The organism is Paenibacillus xylanilyticus, from assembly GCF_047246825.1.
In the GTDB taxonomy this organism is placed as follows: Bacteria; Bacillota; Bacilli; order Paenibacillales; family Paenibacillaceae; genus Paenibacillus; species Paenibacillus xylanilyticus_B.
Genome location: NZ_JBFOLB010000003.1, coordinates 708,774 through 730,728, shown reverse-complemented (window position 1 = coordinate 730,728; position 21,955 = coordinate 708,774). Strand labels below are relative to the sequence as shown.

Here is a 21,955-nt window from a genome sequence, read left to right as displayed (position 1 = left end):
TATTAGCTACCGTTTCCGGTAGTTGTCCCAAGCTTGAGGGCAGGTTGCCTACGTGTTACTCACCCGTCCGCCGCTAACCATCAGAGAAGCAAGCTTCTCATCAAGTCCGCTCGACTTGCATGTATTAGGCATGCCGCCAGCGTTCGTCCTGAGCCAGGATCAAACTCTCCAATAAAGTATTGAAAAGAGCGATTAGCTCATTTTGAATCTGACGAGATTAAAAATCTCAATTGTGCTTCGAAACCATACAGTCAAATGACGTGTACCGATTTCTCAGCGTCGATCTTGCAAGCAAGATCGTTACTCACTCGTTGTTCAGTTTTCAAAGATCAAACTTCGTTTGCATCCGAGTGTTGTTCTCCTCAGCAACTTTTATATCTTATCATATCCGAACCAATTTAGCAAGCACTTTTTTTAAGTTTCTTTCGAAGCTTATTTGGTTTGCTTACCGCACCGTGTTTCTCGTGTTTTCTTGGCCGGAATTAGAATATACCATGTACAGATTTTTTATGCAAGTCTTTTTTCGAAAAAGATTTTAATACTTCAAACTTATAACCGCCTTGCTACATGAATATATGATCCCCCCCTCTAGCTTCCTGCAATATCTCACATGCAGCTCATTAAAAAGAGCCACTCCCATCGGAATGACCCTACCTCTATAATAACTATTTGTTTAGTTAGCCTATAACTTCCTGAATATGAAGCTGCCGCTGCTGCATGAGATTAATTATCGTTCCTTCCACAGAAACCATTGGGCGTGTCGGGTGATCCCGATCAGAGAAAATGATCTCACCTATCTGGTTGTTGCTTAATTTAACCCGAATTCCATTATGAATTTGTGTAGAACGCTGTATAAATACATTTACGATAGCAGGATCCAATTTGCCAAATGCCTCGCTTTTGATCTGTTCGAGAACCAGATATGGAGACTTTGCCTTACGATAGATCTTCTCTAGGGTCATGGCATGAAAGATATCTGCAATTGCAACGATCTTGGCATAGATATGAATCTGGGTCCCGCTCAGCTGCAGTGGGTAACCCGAACCATCCACTTTTTCATGATGCTGCAGAGCTGCAAGTCTTGCTCCTTCATTAATGGCCTTGGCCTGTTTAAGCACCTGATAGCCATACTTGGTATGCTGCCTAATCTCCTCTTGCTCAGACGGAGTCAATGTAGATGGTTTATGGAGAATCTGCGGGTCAACCTTGCTGTTGCCGATATCATGGAATAGTCCTGCAAAAGCCACCTGCATCCAGTCCTTGGAGGGCAAATCCATCCATTGAGCCAACTGATACGAGGTCATCGCACTAAGTACAGCATGGTGATAGACATAATCATGTTCCTGCATCACGCGTGGACTGAAAGTTAGCACATTATATTGTTTAAGATATACAAATAAGGCTTCAAGCTGAGTACGAAGCTCATATACAGGCAGTTCAGCTGCCAGAGAGGACAGAAAGGCACTTTTGGTTAATCCCACCAACTTCTCATACTCTTCATGGAAGGAAGTTACTGCAGGGCCTAAGACGGCATTACTGCCTTTACCCGTTCGATCCCCTTTCTTCTCATCGCTTGATGCAGCTGCAGCCTTTGCGCCTGCCCCATTCGCTCCGACTTTTTCCTGTTCAATATCGACCTGATGAATCATAAAAGCTCGTAGGACTTCCACATCCTTCGGCAAAATGACTTTGCCTTTCTGAAATAAAACATTGCCGCGCAAAGTATGTACGTCATTCCCCAGTTTAAGGCCAGGTTTGACTTCAGACAGGGTAATTAATCCCATGTTTATTCTCCTCACTCTTCGTTCTTCTATAATGGTAAACAAGACCATAGTCCCGGTTTTCACGATATTTCCCATTATATTACTCATAAATCAGGCTGTACATCCTATATTCCTATATTTTTAGATCAGAACGATACAATCAAAAAAAGGAGCTCCCAAATGGGAACCCCTTATTTCTAAATACTCTTATATCAACCACTTCATACAATTGATAAAGCTATAAACCATTTTATGCTTCAGAATCAGAGTCGTCGCCCTCGGTTTCTACATCCGTACCTGTATCTTCACTCAGGCTTACCATTGAGCCTTCTGAACCTTCCGCATCTCCTGCTTCCAGTCCTTCCAGCAATTCTTCATCTGGTTCATCTTCATTTTTGTCAATCCGGCTGACTGTGGCTACGGCATCCTCATCACGAATATGAATCAGTTTCACACCTTGTGTGTATCGACCCATTGTGGATATGCCTTCCATACTCATGCGGATCAATGTACCACTGGACGTGATAATCATCAGATCCTCTTCCGTTTTAACCATTTTGAGACTGACTACTGCACCATTTTTCTCCGTGACGTTAATGGTCTTAATCCCTTTACCACCACGAGTCTGCATGCGGTAATCGCTGACAGGGGTACGTTTACCATAACCTTTGGCCGTAACAATCAGAACATCAAGCTCCTGATCGACAACGTCCATGCCAATGACAACATCCCCTTCATCCAGTGTGATCCCCTTCACCCCGGTTGCGCTCCGTCCCATGGAACGAACGTTGCCTTCCGAGAAGCGGATAGACATTCCGTGCGAAGTACCCATAATGATCTCTTGCTGGCCATCCGTCAGCTTAACCTCTATGAGCGCATCGTCATCACGCAAGGAGATCCCGATCAGACCGCCTTTACGAATATTGGTGTAATCCTCAAGTGGTGTCTTCTTAACAACACCCTGGCGGGTAGCGAAGAACAGATACTTGTCACTTTCGAACTCCTGCACCGGAATTACGGCGTTAACCGACTCTCCCTGCTCAATCTGAATCAGGTTGATAATCGGTGTCCCCCGGGCTGTACGTCCAAGCTCTGGAATTTCGTAAGCTTTCAGACGATACACTTTACCCTTATCGGTAAAGAACATGAGGTAGTTGTGAGAGTTGGTTACGAATAGATGCTCGACAAAGTCGGTATCCTTCGTGTCCATGCCCACAACTCCACGTCCGCCCCGCTTCTGACTGCGGTAGGTTGACACCGGCAGACGCTTCACATAGCCCGTGTGTGTAATGGTGATAATCACCTCTTCACGCGGAATCAGATCCTCATCCAGAATGCTCTCTTCCCCAATGGTGATCTCTGTGCGGCGTTCGTCGCCGAAGCGCTCACGAACTTCTTGCAGTTCTTCACTGATAATATCGAGTACCAGATGCTCGTTGGCCAGAATCTCACGGTATTCCGCAATTTTGACCATAAGTTCGTTATATTCATTCTCAATGCGTTCCCGTTCCAGACCTGTCAGGCGTTGCAAACGCATATCCAAAATCGCTTGAGCTTGATCATGACTAAGTGAGAAACGCTCAATCAAACCTTCTCTAGCTGCGTCAGTATTGCTCGAGGAACGAATCAATGCAATAATCTCATCGATATGATCCAGGGCAATACGCAACCCTTCCAGAATGTGTGCACGGGCTTCCGCTTTTTTCAGCTCGAATTGTGTACGTCTGCGAATAACTTCAATCTGATGCTGCAGGTAGTGATACAACACTTCGCGCAGGTTCAGAATTTTCGGTTCCTTATTCACAATCGCCAGCATATTGATACCAAACGTCGACTGCATTGACGTATGCTTGTACAAATTGTTCAGTACAACACCTGGGTTCACATCTCTGCGAAGCTCAATGACAATACGCATCCCGTTTCGGTCAGATTCATCCCGAAGATCTGTAATACCATCAATTTTCTTGTCGCGAACCAGTTCGGCAATTTTCTCCACCAGTCTTGCCTTGTTGACCTGGTAAGGAATCTCGGTAACAACAATACGTGCCTTGTTGTTATTTTCCTCAATATTGGTTTTGGCCCGCATCGTAACAGAACCGCGACCTGTCTGGTAAGCCTGGCGAATACCGGAGCGTCCAAGAATATAACCAGCCGTAGGGAAGTCTGGCCCATGAATGTAATCCATCAATTCCATGGAGGTAATATCCGGATTTTTGATCATGGCCTGAACGCCGTCAATCACCTCACCCAAATTATGAGGAGGGATATTCGTAGCCATACCTACTGCGATCCCGCCGACACCGTTGACAAGCAAGTTGGGGAAACGAGCTGGCAGAACTACAGGCTCGCTCTCTTCACCGTCATAGTTGGGCTGGAAATCAATCGTATCTTTGTTGATATCTCTAAGCATTTCCATAGCAATCTTGGACAAACGCGCCTCCGTGTAACGCATGGCAGCTGCCATATCGCCATCCACGGATCCAAAGTTACCATGTCCATCAACGTGCATGTAACGCAGGGAGAAATCCTGAGCCATCCGTACCATCGTTTCGTATACGGCAGAGTCACCATGTGGGTGATACTTACCGATAACTTCGCCGACGATTCTGGCTGATTTTTTATGTGGTTTATCGGGTGTCATGCCTAGCTCAGACATTGCGTATAAAATACGCCGGTGAACCGGCTTCAATCCGTCACGCACGTCAGGCAGTGCACGGCTAACAATGATGCTCATCGCATAATCCATAAACGATTCACGCATCTCAACGCCTATATCCCGATCTTTAATCTGCGAGTTCATTTCTTCCGCCATGCTGGACCTCCTTCTTGTCCTTCAACAAACAGTTCCATTCAGTCATTTAAAAATAGTGTATGTGAAAAGCCTAACAAGGCTAAAACCGCGCAAGAACGCTACTCTTTATTATATTACTTTCACAAAAGTTACACAATTAAACGTCCGCTGGGCAATAGCCTTTCTTCCGGGAACTTTAGAGAGTCTGGGGATTAGCCCTGCCTTCCTCTCCGTTTATACATACAATGCTAGAAAAGCGGCACATGTACTGCGTGTATTAAGGCTGATGCCGTTCCCGTTCTACGATCAAACTACCATTTGTGCAGCAAAACGCACAAAACGTCATATTTCTCTATTATACCACTGATATCGTCTCTTGTCCTTTGATTTCTCCGTACTGCTGCTCTCCAGAAAACTCCGAATAAAACATGAAAGGACTGGTGGCTTCTTGAGTATCCAGCGCGTCTCCAGCAAATGGACCAAAACGGTTGTGTTGCAGCGCAGCCGTACTGTGAACGAATATATACCTGTTACGAGGCAATATAATCGCCAAACCCTTGAACGGATGACCGAACTGTTCGAGCTTAATTATATTAAACCAGATCACGGAACCTACGGTAATGGGGTGATGCGAGTAAAAACAATCCACACCTTCAGTCCCCGTCCATCGTCCCATAGTTCCGATACGGAGGAGAAGAGTCCTGAGGATACAGACCATCTGCTCTCAGCTTCTTCCCTCCCCGAATCCAGTAATCAGGATATTGGAACTTCTTCAATCCGAGTTACATCATATCAGCTCCAATATGGCACCAAACAGGAGCTGTATCATTCTCTGGATGAACTGCATAAAGCCCTGGAAGGGCGTATTCAGGGACACACTTACCTTATTCAGCAAGGCATTCCTCTCCTCAAACATGAAGGACTACCGTTCGACTTAAGAGTGCTTACACAAAAGAATCTGAAGAACAATTGGGAAACGACTGGCATTCTGGGCAGAATCGCGGCACCGGGAAAAATTATAACCAATATTCATGGCGGAGGAAGGCTGGCCACATTTGAAGAGCTAGTGATGCCTCACCTCCACACATCCGGATTCCAGAAGCTTCGCAGCGAGCTATACCGGCTCGGTATTCATACCGCCGTTCAGTTGCAGAAGTCCTTTCCAAGGCTTAAAGAGATCGGCATCGATATTGCCCTGGATGAAACAGGCCGACCCTGGATTCTGGAGGTTAACACACTGCCTGGGATCTACGCCTTTGGCTTATTGCCTGACAAAGAGGCTTATCGCAAGATTAAGCGGTATGCCATTGCCTACGGCAGATTACCCTCCAAAAAAAAGAAACCAGCACGCCATGCTGCCAAATCACAAGCCTCCTCTTCCACAGCTAAAAGTAGAGCCCGCTAGAACCTATATAACTTGTCCCGTTCATCTCATGAAAGTAAAAAGGCGCCCAGCAGGCGCCTCTTCCTATATCGTCAAATATCGAGGTTTTTCACATATTTGGCATTTTCCTGAATAAAGTCACGACGAGGTTCAACGTTATCCCCCATCAGGGTATCAAACATGGCATCCGCCAGCATGGCATCACTGATGGATACTTGCAGCATTGTCCGGCTTTCAGGGTCCATTGTGGTTTCCCACAGCTGTCCGGCATTCATCTCGCCAAGACCTTTGTAACGCTGGACATTGAACTTCGCATTTTCGCCGAGACTCGCGATAATTTCATCGCGTTCCTTCTCGGAACCGGCATACCGAATAACTTTATTGCGCTCAATCTTGAACAGTGGCGGTTGGGCAATGTAAACATAGCCTGCCTCAATGATTTTGCGCATATAACGATACAAGAATGTCAACAACAGAGTCCGGATATGGGCTCCATCGACATCGGCATCGGTCATCAAAATAATTTTGTGGTAGCGCGCTTTGGAAATATCAAAGTCATCACCAATCCCTGTACCCATTGCGGTGATGATTGCTCTAATCTCCGCATTGCCCAGTATCCGGTCAAGGCGAGCTTTTTCCACGTTCAGAATTTTACCGCGCAGCGGCAAAATCGCTTGGAAATGACGGTCCCGACCCTGCTTCGCAGAACCACCGGCAGAGTCACCTTCGACGATGTACAGTTCGCTGATTGAGGCGTCCTTGGAGGAGCAGTCAGCCAATTTACCTGGCAGGGAGCTTACTTCAAGCGCACCCTTGCGGCGAGTCAATTCCCGTGCCTTACGCGCTGCTTCACGCGCACGAGCCGCTTGCAGTCCTTTTTCCAGAATGCGACGGGATACCGAAGGGTTTTCCTCCAGGAACTCCTGAAGCTTCTCAGCAAACAGGGATTCGACAATTCCGCGCACTTCGCTGTTACCCAGCTTCGTCTTGGTCTGTCCCTCAAACTGCGGCTCAGGAATCTTGACCGAGATAATGGCCGTCAAACCTTCACGCACATCATCCCCGGACAAGTTACCTGTGCTGTCCTTGATTACACCGGCTTTGCGGGCGTAGTCATTGATAATCCGGGTCAATGCACTCTTGAAGCCGGATTCATGTGTTCCGCCCTCATGCGTATTGATGTTGTTGGCAAAAGAATAAATATTCTCGGTGTAGTTATCGTTGTATTGCAGAGCAACTTCCACCTGGATATTATCTCTGGAGCCTTCAACGTAAATCGGATTTTCATGCAGTACTTCACGCTTCTGATTCAGGAAGGATACATATTCAATGATCCCGCCCTCGTACATGAAGGAGTTGGTTGCACCTGTACGCTCATCAGTCAGGGTCAGACCGATGCCCTTGTTCAGGAATGCCAGCTCGCGCACACGCGTCAGCAGCGTTTCATAATCGTATACCGTTGTCTCCGTGAAAATTTCCGGGTCCGGGTGGAACGTAACCGTTGTTCCGGTTTCATCCGTCGTTCCTAATGTTTTCAGGTCATACTGCGGAGCACCACGGCGGTATTCCTGTTGATAGACGTGTCCCTCACGTTTGACGGTTACAACCACTTTTTCAGAGAGGGCATTCACAACAGAGACACCCACCCCGTGCAAACCACCGGACACCTTGTATCCGCCGCCGCCAAATTTACCTCCTGCATGGAGCACGGTCATTACAACCTCAAGTGCAGGACGTTTCATTTTGGCATGTTCGCCGACAGGAATCCCACGTCCGTTATCGACTACCGTAACGCTGTTATCTTCGTGAATACTGATCTCAATATGGTCACAGTAACCCGCAAGCGCCTCATCGATACTGTTGTCCACTACTTCCCAGACCAGATGATGCAGTCCTTTGGCACTGGTGGAACCGATGTACATCCCCGGACGCTTCCGTACAGCTTCCAGTCCTTCAAGGACCTGAATTTCATTCGCATCATATGACGGTTGATTCATAGACATGCCTTTCACCTACTTCTATAGATTCAATATCGTAAATATGCGTTAACTAAGAATGCATGCTGAAAAAGGCCATCTGCCTTTAATTTCAACAAGCAGTTCAAAATAAAGACAAGCAGCAGAAGGCATACTTATACCCTACTTATGAAGATCTAAAGATCAGGAAAAATGTGAGCCCGCTTCTTGAGCGTGGCTGAGGAAATAGGTGAATAGTACACAATGTTCTTGGTAACGACAATAGACTTGGCTTCCTCTTCACCGATGCGTTCCACTGTTTTTTCCTGCTCGGCATGCGTGACATACTGCTTGGAGATTTTAGAGGATTTTTCAATCGATATATCAAAAATAGCGACCAATTCGGAAGAACGGATAATTTTCTCTCCGCCCAGATGAATGTACATGTCCCCTCACTCCTTAGCGTTCAACCTGTCCGGCATGAACGTGATAAATACTGGCATCTTTGAGCTTGTCAACGTTCAGGCTCTCGATTCCAGTAGCTGTAATAAAGGTTTGCACCTTGCTCTGGAACGTTTCGATCAGCTGCGTCTGACGGAAAGGATCCAGTTCAGACAATACATCGTCAAGCAGCAGGACCGGATATTCACCGATTTCCTCATGGATCAGTTCAATTTCCGCAAGTTTAAGGGACAACGCCGTTGTACGCTGCTGCCCCTGCGAACCATACGTTTGTACTTCCCGGTCGTTAATGAAAAAGGACAGGTCATCCCGGTGCGGCCCACTAAGGGTTGTGCCCCGGCGAATCTCCTGCTCTTTCATTTGTGATAATTTTATCATAAATTGGTCCATTAAAACAGCTTCATCTTCCTCAGCGGCTTCGCTGAAGGACGGAAGGTAGGCCAGACGCAGTACTTCTCCACCTCCGGTAATACCCTGATGAATCGTTTCGGCCCACTTTTGCAGTTTCTTTATGAATTGTTTCCTTTTTTTGACGATTTTAACACCGTGCTCAGCCAGCTGTTCATTCCAGATCTCAAGCATCGTCTGGGCAGATGCGTCCTTGCCCCATAACTGTTTGAGCAGATTGTTTCGCTGAACGAGCACTTTCTGGTATTGCTGAAGATGGTAAAGGTAACCTGGGGCTACCTGCCCGATCTCCATGTCAAGGAACCGGCGGCGAACCCCCGGTGTGCCTTTGACAATCTCCAGATCTTCCGGTGCAAACATGACCACATTGAGTGCACCGACAAAATCGCTTAACTTTCGCTGCTCTAACCCATTGATTTTGGCTTTCTTCCCTTGTTGCGACAAAGATAGCTCCAGATTGACGGTTCCATACTTTTTGTCGACTTCTGCCGCAAGCCTGGCACGTTCCTCACCGAAACGGATCAGCTCCTTGTCGCGGGATGTACGGTGGCTCTTGGTGAGTGCAAGCACAAAGATGGCCTCAGCAAGATTGGTCTTCCCCTGGGCATTCTGCCCGATTAGCAGGTTCACTGGACCGAAAGATTCCAGTTTCAGATGTTCATAATTGCGGAATTGCTGCAGATCAATGCTATTGACAAACACGTGGTAACCTCCCTTTTATCCCGTCCGTCAGGAGGCAGCAGGATCGAACCAGTTTATTCTGCGGCAACTTCGAACGCGCCTTCTCCGTCCACCTCAACGATATCCCCAGGGTATAACTTGCGTCCCCGGCGTTCTTCTGGCTCTTTATTCACACGTACAAGTCCTTCCTGAAGCAGGGCTTTGGCCATGCCTCCGGTTGGAATGCAATCTGCCAATTTCAAAAATTGGTCAAGCTTAATATATTCCGTACGAATCGTTACTCGGTTCACTGGAATCTTCCTTTCGTTAGTTGGTCGTCCGGTAAGGCAAGATGACGTAAAGGCTGTGACTGTCGTCCAGCGGTTTCAAGATAATCGGACTCATGACGCCGGTAAAAGCAATCATCAGCTGTTCACTTTCAACCACTTTCAGCACATCCAGCATATATTTGGAGTTGAACGAGATTTTTAGCGGATCGCCAGTAAACTCGGCAGGTTCAATTTCTTCTCTTACTTTTCCCAGCTCGGAGGAGCTTGATGAAATTTCGATCGTGCCGGAATCCATCGTTTGCATGCGAACAATGTTGGTCTTTTCTTCACGCGACAGCAAATAAGCCCGGTCAATCGACTCACTTAATTTTTTTGTATCCAAAACAAGTTCTGTTTTGTACGAAGTTGGAATAATTCTAGAAGTATCCGGATATGTTCCGTCCAAAATACGGGAATAGAACAGGACACGGTCAATTTTGAACAGGACCTGGTTGTCCGCTACAACGATATCCACAAGTGTATTTTGATCCGGCACAATTTTGCTGAGTTCGTTCAGCGTTTTACCCGAGATAACGACATTGTTGAAACGTACTCCCTCTGCATTATCCAGCATTGCTGAACGAGTAGCAAGACGGTGACGGTCGGTTGCCACAAATTTCAACTCATTATCCCCAAGGCTCCAGAGTACACCCGTCAGGATTGGAGTCGTTTCGTGGGTGGAAATGGAGAATACCGTTTGCTTAACCATGTTCTTAAGCAGATCTCCAGGAATGGAGACCGTTTGGTTTTCTTCGATGCTTGGCAATACCGGGAATTCTTCCGGATCCAGACCAACCAGTTGAATTTCGGTAGCACCTGCCGAGATGAAGGTGTTGAAATTGTCTTTGACCTCCATGTGGATTTCCTGAGACGGCAGTTTTTTGATGATTTCGACAAAGAACTTGGCTGGCAGCACAACGCTGCCGGGTTGCTCTACCTGAACTACGCTTTTATCTCCTTCTTCAAGCGGGATAAAGGATTGAATCGAGATATCCGTGTCGCTTGCTGTCAACGTAACCCCTTGATGATTCACGTCGAATTTGATCCCGCTCAAGATGGGGATGGTTGTGCGACTAGAGATCGCTTTGGATACATGCTGGATGGATTCGTTCAGATAGCTTTTCATTATGCTGATTTTCATGGTTTCACTCCTAGCGGATTTTTTGGGTGTTTGGGTATTGAAAGGTGTTAATCAAAAGGCCGGAGGCCGAGCTTCAAACGGCGTATTTGGAGATGATATCTTTTAGATCTTTTTAGTAATAATAGTAATAGGGGCACTGAATATGTGGATAAGTGGGTATAAACCCATAAAATTAAGCCTATCCACATGTGTACACGTTGTGCATAGGCTTGGGACTTGTTCAGGTTGGATTCTTTATTTTTTCGGTTAAGTTGTTGATAACTTTATAGAGCTCCTGATCGACTTTGATCGATTGGGAGATTTTTTCGTGCGCATGAATGACTGTCGTATGATCTCGTCCTCCGAATGCTTCCCCAATTTTGGGCAGGGAAAAGTCAGTCAGTTCACGTGAAAGATACATGGCAATTTGTCTTGGAAAGGCAACGGCCTTGGTCCGCTTCCGTGCTTTGAAATCTTCAAGCTTGAGGCTATAATACTCGCCGACCTTTTGTTGGATGTCTTGAATAGTGATCATTTTAGGACGGCTGGAAGGAATGATATCCTTCAATGCTTCTGCAGCCAGATGAGTGGTTACATCTTGATTCGTCAGTGAAGAGTAGGCAACTACCCGGATAAGTGCGCCTTCCAGCTCACGGATGTTGGTGTCAATCTGGTTGGCGATATACATCATGGCTTCGTTAGGAATATCCAGATTTTCTGCACGTGCCTTCTTACGCAAAATGGCGATCCGTGTCTCCAGATCCGGAGGTTGGATGTCCGTGATTAATCCCCATTCGAAGCGGGAACGAAGCCGCTCTTCCAGAGTCGGAATTTCCTTCGGTGGTCTGTCGCTGGAGATGATAATTTGTTTCCGTTCCTCATGCAGCGCATTAAACGTATGGAAAAATTCCTCTTGTGTCGATTCTTTTCCCGCCAAGAACTGAATATCATCAATAAGCAGGATATCGACATTCCGATATTTATTGCGGAAACTTTCCCCGCGGTTGTCACGGATCGAGTTAATAAATTCGTTCGTGAATTTCTCAGATGACAAATAAACAACCTTGCTCCCCGGATCATGCTCCAAAACATAATGGCCGATTGCATGCATCAAGTGGGTTTTGCCGAGTCCAACTCCTCCGTACAGAAACAGAGGATTGTATGCTTTGGCGGGCGCTTCAGCGACCGCCAGCGATGCGGCATGGGCAAAACGGTTGCCTGGTCCAATGACAAATGTATCGAACGTATATTTTGGATTCAGCATGCTGAGTACCGCTTCTTCCTGAACTACCGTAGGCGTTGGCGCCGGCAGTTGCGGGTCCGGTTCAGCAGGCTTGTTCTCTTCGATGACAAATTTCACATCGACTTGTTTGCCCAGCAGTTCATATACTGTCGAGCCAACCAATTTGGTGTAGCGGCTCTCCAGCCATTCGACGGCAAACGTAGTCGGCGCGGAAATGACAATTGAACTGTCATTCAGCTTCGTTGCTTTGGTTGCTTTGAACCAGGTATCGAAGCTGGGTTTGCTGAGCTTGTTTTGTATGATTGATAAAATTTGCTGCCATAAATCAGAAGTATGGCTGTCCACAGACTGTCACTCCTTTTACATGTTCCAAGTGTGGCTTAAGCCATGATGCAGTGTCGAAATACGAGATATATTGTTGAATTTATCCCCAAACCCCCGCAGGTCGAAAACAAAAAAAGAATGAACAACGGAAAATTGTTCACAACTTTATCCACAGGCTGTTGATAATATTATGGGTCAGATCACATATTCACATCCAAAAGTAATACAATCATAGCAAAAGAAGCCCCGCATTTCAACGTATCGCGAGATTTTATCCACAAATTCAATAACTTGTGTATAATTTTTAATCACAACACAATATATTGTTTATAAATTGTTTAATTTTCGACAGGATGAACCAAAAAGCCAAAATGTTTTATACACAGGTTATGCGTCAAATATTGCTGAATTGTGTGTAAATTGAATCGAAAATTGTGAATAACATATCTGTGGATAACCACTAATTCCAATTTGAAGCTGAGGAAGGGGATTGATTTGATCTCTTTAACCGCATTCTTGGTTGTGGTGATAAGAGGCTATTCTGGAGGAGTATAGAGATGGGAAGCAGGTAACAGCTGCATGGTCATTTTAAGAGGTAGAATGCGAGGCAATGGATGAACAAACGAAGACAGTGAAAATGGGTGTGAGCGCGGTGAATCAGGACGCTATATTTACGTAAAAAAGAGATTGCCCCCTTAAGACCAGTGTGTGGTCTAAGTGAACAATCTCTTTTTTTGTTTCTATAGAGTGAACCGTTAATCGGTGCTCAACGACAATTTGCGCTGAAATTCCGCAATGTCGGCATACTCCTCTTCGAGTTTGCGCGAGATGCGAATGAAAATGGGAAGCAGTTCCCGATAGATCGCTGCGTTTTCTCTAATAGGGGTATGTCTGTGGGTTGTACCAACCATGGAAGAGACAGCATGAAGTGACTTGATTCGACCTGTGGCGTACAGACCGAGTACAACAGCCCCCAGACAGGAGCTTTCAAAGCTCTCAGGAACAACAACCTCCTGATTGAAAATATCGGACATCATCTGCCGCCAGAGAGGGGAACGTGCGAAACCGCCAGTAGCCTGAATGGAGGTCGGTTGCCCGATCTGTTCTTCCATAGCCAGCAAGACGGTGTACAGGTTAAAAATAACCCCTTCCAGGACAGCTCGGATCATATGCTCTTTCTGATGATGGAGGGTCAACCCAAAGAAGGAACCGCGGGCATCCGGATTCCATAATGGGGCACGCTCTCCTGACAGGTAAGGGTGGAACAGCAGTCCTTCAGAGCCCGCACTAACGCGTTCAGCAATTTTGGTTAGGACATCATACGAATTGATGCCAAGCCGTTTGGCCGTTTCCACTTCAGATGCAGCGAATTCGTCACGCACCCAGCGGAACAGCATACCACCGTTATTCACAGGCCCGCCGATGACCCACAGATTCTCTGTGAGTGCATAACAGAAGGTCCGACCTTTCGGATCGGTAACCGGGCGATCAACGACAGTACGAATGGCACCGCTGGTACCAATGGTGGCTGCAACTACTCCAGGTTCGATGGCGTTTACGCCGAGATTGGATAGAACCCCGTCACTTGCCCCGATAACAAAGGGAGTAGAGGGGGAAAGACCCATTTTTTCTGCACACTCGCTGTCCATTCCTTCTATAGTATGTGTGGTTGGCACGAGCTTCGAGAGATGATCAGGTGTTATCCCTGCAACCTCTAGTGCTTCAGCATCCCAGTCCAATTGTTCCAGATTGAGCAGGCCGGTACAGGAGGCGATGGAATGATCGACTACATATTGTCCGAATAAGCGGAAGAACAAATATTCTTTAATAGAGATAAATTTGGCTGCACGCTGAAAAAGTTCAGGCTCGTCGTGACGCAGCCACATGAGTTTGGTTAGTGGAGACATGGGATGAATGGGGGTACCTGTGCGCAAATAAATGCGATGACCCTGTCCATTTTCCTGCAGTTTGGCTGACCAGGCTGCACTTCGGTTATCGGCCCAAGTGATGCAACGAGTGAGCGGTTTATGGTCTGATCCCATGGCGATTAAACTATGCATGGCGGAACTGCAGGACAAAAACATGATTTGTCCCGCAGTTACACCGCTCTGATCCATGACACCACGTACGGAGTTAATGGCAGCTTGTACAATTTCCTCCGGATCCTGCTCAGCTACATCGGGGGCAGGTGTATATAGAGGATATTCGTGAGTTGAAGTGCTGACAACCTCGCCTTGCTCCGTAAATAATACGGATTTGGTGCTGGTTGTGCCGATATCCATACCAATCATATATTTTTTCATTGGGTGTAGTCCTTCTTTCCATTGAAACGATAAAATTTTCTCTTCTCATTGATTCAATTTGTCTTATATCACAGTGCTCAGCAGCAAAATAAAGATCAATCCGACCACGGATAATAGTGTTTCCATAACGGTCCACGTCTTGAGCGTCTGGGAGACACTCATATTAAAGAATTCTTTGATCATCCAGAAACCTGCGTCATTCACATGGGACAGGACAAGTGAGCCTGCACCTGTAGCAAGCACAACCAGCTCGATATTGGCCCCTGGCGTCAGTGCCAGAACCGGAGCAACAATGCCCGCTGCCGTTGTCATTGCAACAGTTGCCGAGCCGGTGGCTACCCGAATCAGTGCAGCAACCAGCCATGCAAACAGAATGACATTGATATTGGCATGAGTAGCGACCTCTGCGATCGCATTACCGACGCCACTATTGATCAACACCTGCTTAAACGCGCCGCCCCCACCAATAATGAGAATGATGGTCGCCGTAGGCGCCAGACATTCACTGGTAAACCGGGAAATATCGTGTTTCGTGAATCCGCGTGCGAAGCCAAGTGAAAAGAGGGCGAATACCACGGATATCAACAGAGCAATGATCTCGTGCCCAATAAACTCACAGAAGACCGTGAATGCACTTGTGGCATTCGGGTCTACGATGTTGGCAATGGAGCCGATCAGCATGAGAATGACTGGCAGCAAGATCGTAAACAGGGTAATTCCGAACCCTGGAAGATTGGTACTTTTTTTCGTAGCGAATTGCTCTGCCAGCTCAGCTGGCGGTTCGGTGTGTATTCTTTTGCCGATAAACTTACCGAACAGGGGACCAGCAATAATAGCTGTTGGAATACCAACAATCAGAGAGTACAAAATGGTTTTTCCCAAATCTGCATTGAAGGCATCAATGGCGATCATAGGAGCTGGATGGGGAGGAACGAGACCATGTACAGTCGATAGGCCCGCCAAAATCGGAATCCCAATCTGCAGCAGCGACATATTGGTTTTACGTGCAACGGTGAATATGATCGGAATCAGCAGAATGACCCCAACTTCGAAGAAAACAGGAATACCGACAATAAAACCAACGATCATCATCGCCCAGTGCACGCGTTTAACACCGAAGCGATCCACGAGTGTCGTCGCAATGCGCTCGGCACCGCCTGATTCAGCCATCATTTTACCGAGCATCGTACCAAGCCCGATAACGATGGCTATCGTTCCAAGCGTACCGCCAAGTCCGCCTGTAATGGAAGTAATCACATCGGCAGGCTTCATGCCTGCAAGCAGACCAAGCATTAATGCTGATAACAAAAGGGTAATGAAGGGATTCCATTTATATTTGGAAATCAACACGATCAGAAATACGATCGCAATCAATGTCCACACCAATAATGTTGCATTATGGGACAGGCCAAAAAGAGTGCTCATGATGTATGCTCCTTTGTGTTTGAATATAAACGCTTACAAGTGAAATCGTCGTAAGGGAGGGTTACTCCCTTTAATATGCCCAAAAATTGAAACAAAATCTCATTTTGTATACTTGTCGACAAGTTGGATGGCAATCTATCCTTCTGGATATGATTGCGAGCGTTTGGCAGTATTTAAACCAACGCCATCAAAATTAAACTCCGTACATTGTTGGTCAGGAGTCAAAGCTTTCGTGCAATGTTTTACCGGAATCCTGAAAGTACGTACGTACCCCGGCCTGAATCGATGTTTTGTCACCTGACTCAAGTGCTTCGATTAACAGACGATGTTTATGAATTACAGCGCTTACTTTTGGGTCACCCTGAACAAACACCCTGCGGGTTGTAAGCAGCATGACTGTCATGACCACATAACGAATGCTTCTCCATAAATGTGAAATACGGGAGTGCTCCGCCGCTTCGATAATGGTCTCATGGAAGGTGAGATCCTGATAAGCAAATTCGACCGCATCCTGATGCCGCCCTGCCAGTTCCATTTTGTCCAGTATGTTACGAAGCTGGGTAATCAATTGCTCGGGAACAGACCCCGCAAGTCGCTGCTGAACAAAGCTCTCAATCAGAAAGCGGACATCGTACAGCTCTTCAACATCCTTGATCTTTAATCCAAGGACAACCACACCCATCCGTTCAAGCCGAATCAGTCCTTCATTCGACAGTGTTCTCAAGGCTTCACGTACAGGAGAACGACTGCTGTCAAAATCAGCGGCAATTCGATTTTCAGATAAAATCTCTCCAGGACGCAGGGTTCCGCTGATGATGCGCAGCCTTAATTCGCAGGCGATTGCTTCCCCGCGGGAAGCTCCCTGCAGCCAGGAAGAAGGAAACAACATAATGGCTAACGCTCCTATTCAAGTAATCAGTTCATGAAGGTTCATATGAATGCATACCCGATCGATATCACACTTTAATAAACCTGCATACTGATCATAGCATAACTTTTTTACAGTTTGCATTTTGCTTGAAACGGAAGCGGAAGTTTACATATTGAACCTTCCTCCGAATCATTTTTCAAAGAGCCGATCTTCTACTTTTTTGCAAGTAAAAGAGAGTGTAAGTGACTTTAGGATAGAACTGAAATGACCCATAAGTATACTTGTATACAAGATGTGATTTTTATCCTACACCTTTCTTTAATACTTGTAAACCTTCAATTAAAGCGGATACATCAAATTTTAAATTGGATTGAATGATATGAAAAAGTTTCAATACGTAGTGATTTAACGATACAGTGGAAATGGTGAAATGGATTTATTAAGGACAAGCTTATATAAATAAATATTTCGTTATCCACATGTGAATAACTTAAGTAGTGAAAAACATGAGGGAATAGAGTGATTTTTGGGGTGTGGATAACCAAAAAAATAGAGGATGGATCACGCGAAAAGCTTATTTGGGGATAACTTTTGCCGCCACAAATCCTGACTCACATAGAATAGATTCGGTGAAGAGCGAATTGAATTCTGAGGAGAGACTGGAAATGGCTTTAAAAAGAGGGAGAAGCTACGTGGGTTAGAGTTGACTTTTCCAAGTGTACGTGGTTAAATATAAAAAGGTGTTTTCTGTGAAGATGAAAATGATTCATCACATAAGTATTTCCTTGTAAGGAGGTGCAATACATTGAGACCTACATTCAAACCGAACGTAAGCAAACGTAAAAAAGTTCATGGTTTCCGGAAAAGAATGAGCACGAGCAACGGCCGTAAAGTTTTGGCTGCACGTCGCCTGAAAGGCCGTAAAGTCCTGAGTGCTTAATGCATGAGAAGACCACCGAGGTGGTCTTTTTTTTCTTAAATAGGTCATTTCAGACTGGATGCTAATACAGATCAGGTCTGAATTGGCTGCGAAAAAGTGTTCAAGCGTTCACTCATGTCTTAATGAAGCACGATGAATAAGTCACGAAATTTTTTAAAAAGTTTCCTTATATATAATGAAGTTGTCGTCAGAGCGGTTTACCGTTATTCAAGAAAGCCTATACTAAATCAGTAATGAGGCCTCCGTCAATATCGATGGTGGAGAACAGCAAGGAGAAGCGCCGTGTATAAAAGACTGCGTTTGCGAAACCGGGCGGACTTTAGCCGCGTATACCGGTATGGGAAATCTTTTGCCAATCATCAATTCGTGGTGTATGGCTGCCGCCGTAAAGATACGGAGCAATTCCGGGTTGGCGTATCATGCAGCAAGAAAATCGGAAACGCTGTCGTACGCAACCGGATGAGACGCATGATTAAGGAAATTATAAGGCACCGTGAGAAGGAGATTGTCACGCAAATGGACCTGATCTTTATCGTAAGAAAAGGTGCACTGGACATGACCTATCAGGAAATGGAGAAAAGTCTGCTGCACGTCATGCGCAAAGCGGCTCTTCTAAAGCCGAACAAACGGTAAGCTTCGGTTTATTTGTCCTCCTAATTATGGTATGATTTACGGTGGAATGGAATGGTTAAGAGAGGGGTTATGAAGTGTCGCGATTGAAGACATCAAAGGGGAAGTGGATTCTCCTCATTGCAGTCATTGCAATGGTCACCGTACTGGCCGGCTGTACTCCGCAAGGAGCCGGAGTTACGACGGAAGACCTAAGAACCAGTGACTCATTCTGGCAAAGCAATGTTGTTTACTGGTTCTCACTGGCGCTCGATACATTTGCCAACTGGTTTAACGGTGAATATGGACTAGCCGTCCTAGTGATGGTGTTGATTGTGCGGACGTTGATTTTGCCTTTGACAATGAAGCAGGTCCGCAGCTCCAAAGCCATGCAGGCAATTCAGCCGCAGTTGAAGGAGATTCAAGCCAAGTATAAAGATACACCTGAGAAAGTTCAGCAAGAAACGATGAAGTTGTTTCAGGAGAACAAAGTTAATCCGATGGCGGGTTGTCTGCCACTTCTGATTCAGATGCCGATTTACATCGCACTTTATAACTCAATTTACGGTAACTCCAGTCTGAGAACACATGACTTCCTGTGGCTTCAACTCGGAGCGCCGGATCACCTGTTTATTTTGCCTGTGCTGGCGGCCATCACAACATTCGTACAAACATGGATGATGATGCGCATGAATCCTGCACAGCAGGTTGGACCAATGCAGTTCATGCTATGGGTATATCCAATCTTGATCTTCGTCATGTCTTACCAGTTCCCTTCAGCGTTGCCGCTGTACTGGTTCTACAGTAACATTTACACGATCGTGCAAAACTATTTCCTTTACCGGAATAATGATAAAGTCGTGGCTGAGGTCAACGTGAAGCAGAATAGTTCCTCCAAAAACGGAGCTAAACGCAAAAACGGTGGCAAGGCAACTGTCTCTGGAAAAGGGTCGAAAGGGGCCAAAAAATCGAAATGACCAAAGTCATTGCGTCAGGAAAAACCGTTGAAGATGCTGTAAAACAAGGATTGGCTGAGCTTGGCGTAAGCCGGGACAAGGTCGAGATACAAGTGTTAGAGCAGCCGTCAAAAGGATTCCTGGGTTTGATCGGGGTAAAGGCGGCGAAAGTTGAAGTGAAACTACTGCCTGTACCCGAAGCTGTTCCACAGCGGGTCGAGCCAGCCGCACATGTACCTCAGGTTGAAGCTAAACTTGAGGATGTCGCAGCTAAAAATCCCTATGAGGAAGCGGCTGCTTTCCTAAAAGAAGTAGCAGCAGGTATGGGACTGGATGTTGAAGTGGACATCAAAAAACAGCGCGATGGGCATATCTTCAATATTGCCGGGGAAGACCTTGGCATGATTATTGGCAGACGTGGACAGACGCTGGATGCACTGCAATATCTGACGAACATTGTAGCTAATCGTTATTCGGAAAGTTTCGTTCGAATTGTGCTTGATGCGGAGAATTTCCGGCAACGCCGGCGGAAGACACTTGAAGATCTGGCTGAACGACTGGCTGGACAAGCGATCCGTTCCGGCAAGGAAGTTGTCCTGGAGCCGATGCCTCCACTCGAACGCAAAGTCATTCATGCGAAACTGCAAAATCACCCGCAGATTAAGACGTATAGTAAGGGCGAGGAGCCCAATCGGCGTGTGGTCATTATGACGAAATAACACGAAATTGAAGACGCAATGGCTTCCTGCCCGGTGCAGAAGCCATTGCTTTTTTCGTAAATAAGTATTTTGTTGAGATACCTAAATAGTGAAATTCATATGTCGCTCCGGAAGGACGACCATTTTAAAATAGAGCAAGGAGAGATAACGATGATCAGTGATACGATCACAGCGATATCAACGGCTGTTGGAGAAGCAGGGATCGCTGTTATCCGGGTCAGCGGCCCGGATGCAGTATCGGAGACGGAGAAGATTTTCCGCAGCAAAACCCCTATAACTCAGGCAGCGTCTCACACGGTTCACTATGGTCATATTATTGAACCGGGTAGCGGTGAGAAAATTGAGGAAGTTTTGGTTACGGTTATGCGTGCCCCCCGGTCATTTACCACAGAAGATGTGGTTGAGATCAGTGCTCATGGTGGAGTTGTCTCTGTTAAAAGAGTCATGGATCTTCTGCTTCAGCTCGATATTCGTCTAGCGGAGCCGGGCGAGTTTACCAAGCGTGCCTTTCTCAATGGACGTATCGATCTGTCACAGGCGGAAGGGGTTATGGACCTTATTCGATCCAAATCGGATAGAGCTTTCTCCGTTGCACTCAAACAAGTGGAAGGGAAACTGTCGTCCAAATTGCGGGATCTGAGACACACCTTGGTGGAGACTCTCGCACATATCGAAGTGAATATCGACTATCCCGAGCATGATGTGGAGTCATTAACTGCTGATTTTATCAAAGAAAAATCCAGTCTGGTCATGTCTGAAATCGATAAATTGCTGGTAACAGCAGAACAGGGCAAGATACTACGGGAAGGGATTACGACGGCTATTGTTGGACGACCGAACGTAGGCAAATCCTCACTGCTCAATGCACTCGCACAGGATAACCGGGCCATTGTAACGGACATTCCGGGGACGACACGTGATGTCATTGAGGAGTTTGTAACGATTAACAACATTCCGCTTAAGCTGCTGGATACAGCCGGTATTCGGGAAACGATGGACGTCGTGGAGAGAATTGGAGTAGAACGTTCCCGCTCGGCGGTTGCAGAAGCAGATCTATTGTTGATGGTGATTAATGCGGCAGAGCCACTGCACCAGGATGAGATCGAATTATTGGAACAAATCCGCGGTAGACAATCAATTATCATTATGAATAAAATGGACTTAGCTCCGCAGGTAGACCGTGAGATCCTGCTTCGCTATATTCCGGAAGAACGGCTTGTTCCCATGTCAGTGAAGGATGATCTGGGTGTCGATCGGTTGGAAGAAGCCATCTCGACCTTGTTCTTCAGCGGCAAGCTGGAATCGGCAGATTTGACCTATGTCAGCAATGTGCGTCATATTGCGTTGCTCAAAAAGGCAAAACAATCCCTTATTGACGCATATGAAGCAGCAGAACAACTGATTCCGATTGACATGATACAGATTGACGTACGTCTAGCGTGGGAGCACCTTGGCGAGATTGTGGGCGATACGGCACATGATGCGCTGATTGACCAGATTTTCTCCCAGTTCTGTCTAGGAAAGTAAAATGAACAAACATACTTCCTGTGAAAAGTAGTATGATAATGAAGTCTATCCCCAGTTGGATGGTCAACATGGCAATGACGTCTGTAGAAATAGCAGACTTGATGGCTTGATATAGATCGGAAATGACCCCGAGGAATAGAGGGGCGTATCGCTTTTAACAACAGAC

Annotated in this window: 17 protein-coding genes and 1 rRNA gene; 6 read left to right on the top strand and 12 right to left on the bottom strand. The window is 46.3% G+C overall.

Annotated features, from left to right (window positions below; genetic code table 11):
- From AB3N00_RS22590 to gyrA, 3 genes are all read right to left on the bottom strand, one after another.
- Positions 1-175 (bottom strand): 16S ribosomal RNA (locus AB3N00_RS22590); the annotation flags it as partial.
- 502 nt (positions 176-677) lie between these two features.
- Positions 678-1,784 carry an HD-GYP domain-containing protein gene (locus tag AB3N00_RS22585; RefSeq protein ID WP_413036587.1) on the bottom strand — a complete coding sequence of 369 codons (1,107 nt, stop codon included), beginning with the start codon at positions 1,782-1,784 and terminating at the stop codon, positions 678-680.
- Positions 1,785-2,013: 229 nt separating this feature from the next.
- The gene (gene gyrA / locus AB3N00_RS22580; RefSeq protein WP_413036586.1) at positions 2,014-4,575 is read right to left on the bottom strand and encodes a DNA gyrase subunit A; all 2,562 of its coding nucleotides are present in this window, start codon (positions 4,573-4,575) and stop codon (positions 2,014-2,016) included.
- A 427-nt stretch (positions 4,576-5,002) separates the two neighbouring features.
- Here gyrA and AB3N00_RS22575 point away from each other — a divergent pair, with 427 nt between their 5' ends.
- Positions 5,003-5,959, top strand: coding sequence for a YheC/YheD family protein (locus AB3N00_RS22575; protein ID WP_413036585.1), 957 nt, complete (start codon positions 5,003-5,005; stop codon positions 5,957-5,959).
- A 71-nt stretch (positions 5,960-6,030) separates the two neighbouring features.
- On the opposite strand, the gene gyrB is transcribed toward AB3N00_RS22575, so the two are convergent.
- The 9 genes from gyrB to AB3N00_RS22530 form a co-directional block, all read right to left on the bottom strand.
- Positions 6,031-7,941: a DNA topoisomerase (ATP-hydrolyzing) subunit B gene (gyrB, locus tag AB3N00_RS22570; RefSeq protein WP_413036584.1), complete on the bottom strand. Its 1,911-nt coding sequence runs from the start codon at positions 7,939-7,941 to the stop codon at positions 6,031-6,033.
- A 149-nt stretch (positions 7,942-8,090) separates the two neighbouring features.
- On the bottom strand, positions 8,091-8,339 hold the full coding sequence (gene remB / locus AB3N00_RS22565; protein ID WP_095293520.1) for an extracellular matrix regulator RemB: 249 nt from the start codon (positions 8,337-8,339) through the stop codon (positions 8,091-8,093).
- Positions 8,340-8,352: 13 nt separating this feature from the next.
- Positions 8,353-9,465, bottom strand: coding sequence for a DNA replication/repair protein RecF (gene recF, locus AB3N00_RS22560; protein ID WP_095293519.1), 1,113 nt, complete (start codon positions 9,463-9,465; stop codon positions 8,353-8,355).
- A gap of 53 nt (positions 9,466-9,518) precedes the next feature.
- Positions 9,519-9,734, bottom strand: coding sequence for a S4 domain-containing protein YaaA (gene yaaA / locus AB3N00_RS22555; RefSeq protein WP_056697580.1), 216 nt, complete (start codon positions 9,732-9,734; stop codon positions 9,519-9,521).
- A gap of 16 nt (positions 9,735-9,750) precedes the next feature.
- A complete protein-coding gene (gene dnaN / locus AB3N00_RS22550; protein ID WP_413036583.1) occupies positions 9,751-10,893 on the bottom strand; it encodes a DNA polymerase III subunit beta in 1,143 nt (380 codons plus the stop codon).
- A 220-nt stretch (positions 10,894-11,113) separates the two neighbouring features.
- The gene (dnaA, locus tag AB3N00_RS22545) at positions 11,114-12,460 is read right to left on the bottom strand and encodes a chromosomal replication initiator protein DnaA (protein ID WP_175394212.1); all 1,347 of its coding nucleotides are present in this window, start codon (positions 12,458-12,460) and stop codon (positions 11,114-11,116) included.
- 734 nt (positions 12,461-13,194) lie between these two features.
- Positions 13,195-14,742 carry a gluconokinase gene (gene gntK / locus AB3N00_RS22540; protein WP_413036582.1) on the bottom strand — a complete coding sequence of 516 codons (1,548 nt, stop codon included), beginning with the start codon at positions 14,740-14,742 and terminating at the stop codon, positions 13,195-13,197.
- Between the two features lie 63 nt (positions 14,743-14,805).
- The gene (locus tag AB3N00_RS22535) at positions 14,806-16,167 is read right to left on the bottom strand and encodes a GntP family permease (protein ID WP_413036581.1); all 1,362 of its coding nucleotides are present in this window, start codon (positions 16,165-16,167) and stop codon (positions 14,806-14,808) included.
- A gap of 214 nt (positions 16,168-16,381) precedes the next feature.
- Entirely contained in the window at positions 16,382-17,056 is a 675-nt protein-coding gene (locus tag AB3N00_RS22530; RefSeq protein WP_413036580.1) for a GntR family transcriptional regulator, read from the bottom strand.
- Between the two features lie 787 nt (positions 17,057-17,843).
- On the opposite strand from AB3N00_RS22530, the gene rpmH reads away from it, so the two are divergent.
- The 5 genes from rpmH (at position 17,844) to mnmE (ending at position 21,789) form a co-directional block, all read left to right on the top strand.
- The gene (rpmH, locus tag AB3N00_RS22525) at positions 17,844-17,978 is read left to right on the top strand and encodes a 50S ribosomal protein L34 (protein ID WP_024629517.1); all 135 of its coding nucleotides are present in this window, start codon (positions 17,844-17,846) and stop codon (positions 17,976-17,978) included.
- 282 nt (positions 17,979-18,260) lie between these two features.
- Entirely contained in the window at positions 18,261-18,611 is a 351-nt protein-coding gene (gene rnpA, locus AB3N00_RS22520; RefSeq protein ID WP_175394208.1) for a ribonuclease P protein component, read from the top strand.
- 74 nt (positions 18,612-18,685) lie between these two features.
- Entirely contained in the window at positions 18,686-19,564 is an 879-nt protein-coding gene (locus tag AB3N00_RS22515; RefSeq protein WP_413036579.1) for a YidC/Oxa1 family membrane protein insertase, read from the top strand.
- Positions 19,561-20,262: an RNA-binding cell elongation regulator Jag/EloR gene (jag, locus tag AB3N00_RS22510; RefSeq protein WP_413036578.1), complete on the top strand. Its 702-nt coding sequence runs from the start codon at positions 19,561-19,563 to the stop codon at positions 20,260-20,262. Before AB3N00_RS22515 ends, jag begins: the two co-directional genes overlap by 4 nt.
- Before the next feature lie 150 nt (positions 20,263-20,412).
- Positions 20,413-21,789 carry a tRNA uridine-5-carboxymethylaminomethyl(34) synthesis GTPase MnmE gene (gene mnmE / locus AB3N00_RS22505; protein WP_413036577.1) on the top strand — a complete coding sequence of 459 codons (1,377 nt, stop codon included), beginning with the start codon at positions 20,413-20,415 and terminating at the stop codon, positions 21,787-21,789.
- Positions 21,790-21,955: the final 166 nt, after the last annotated feature.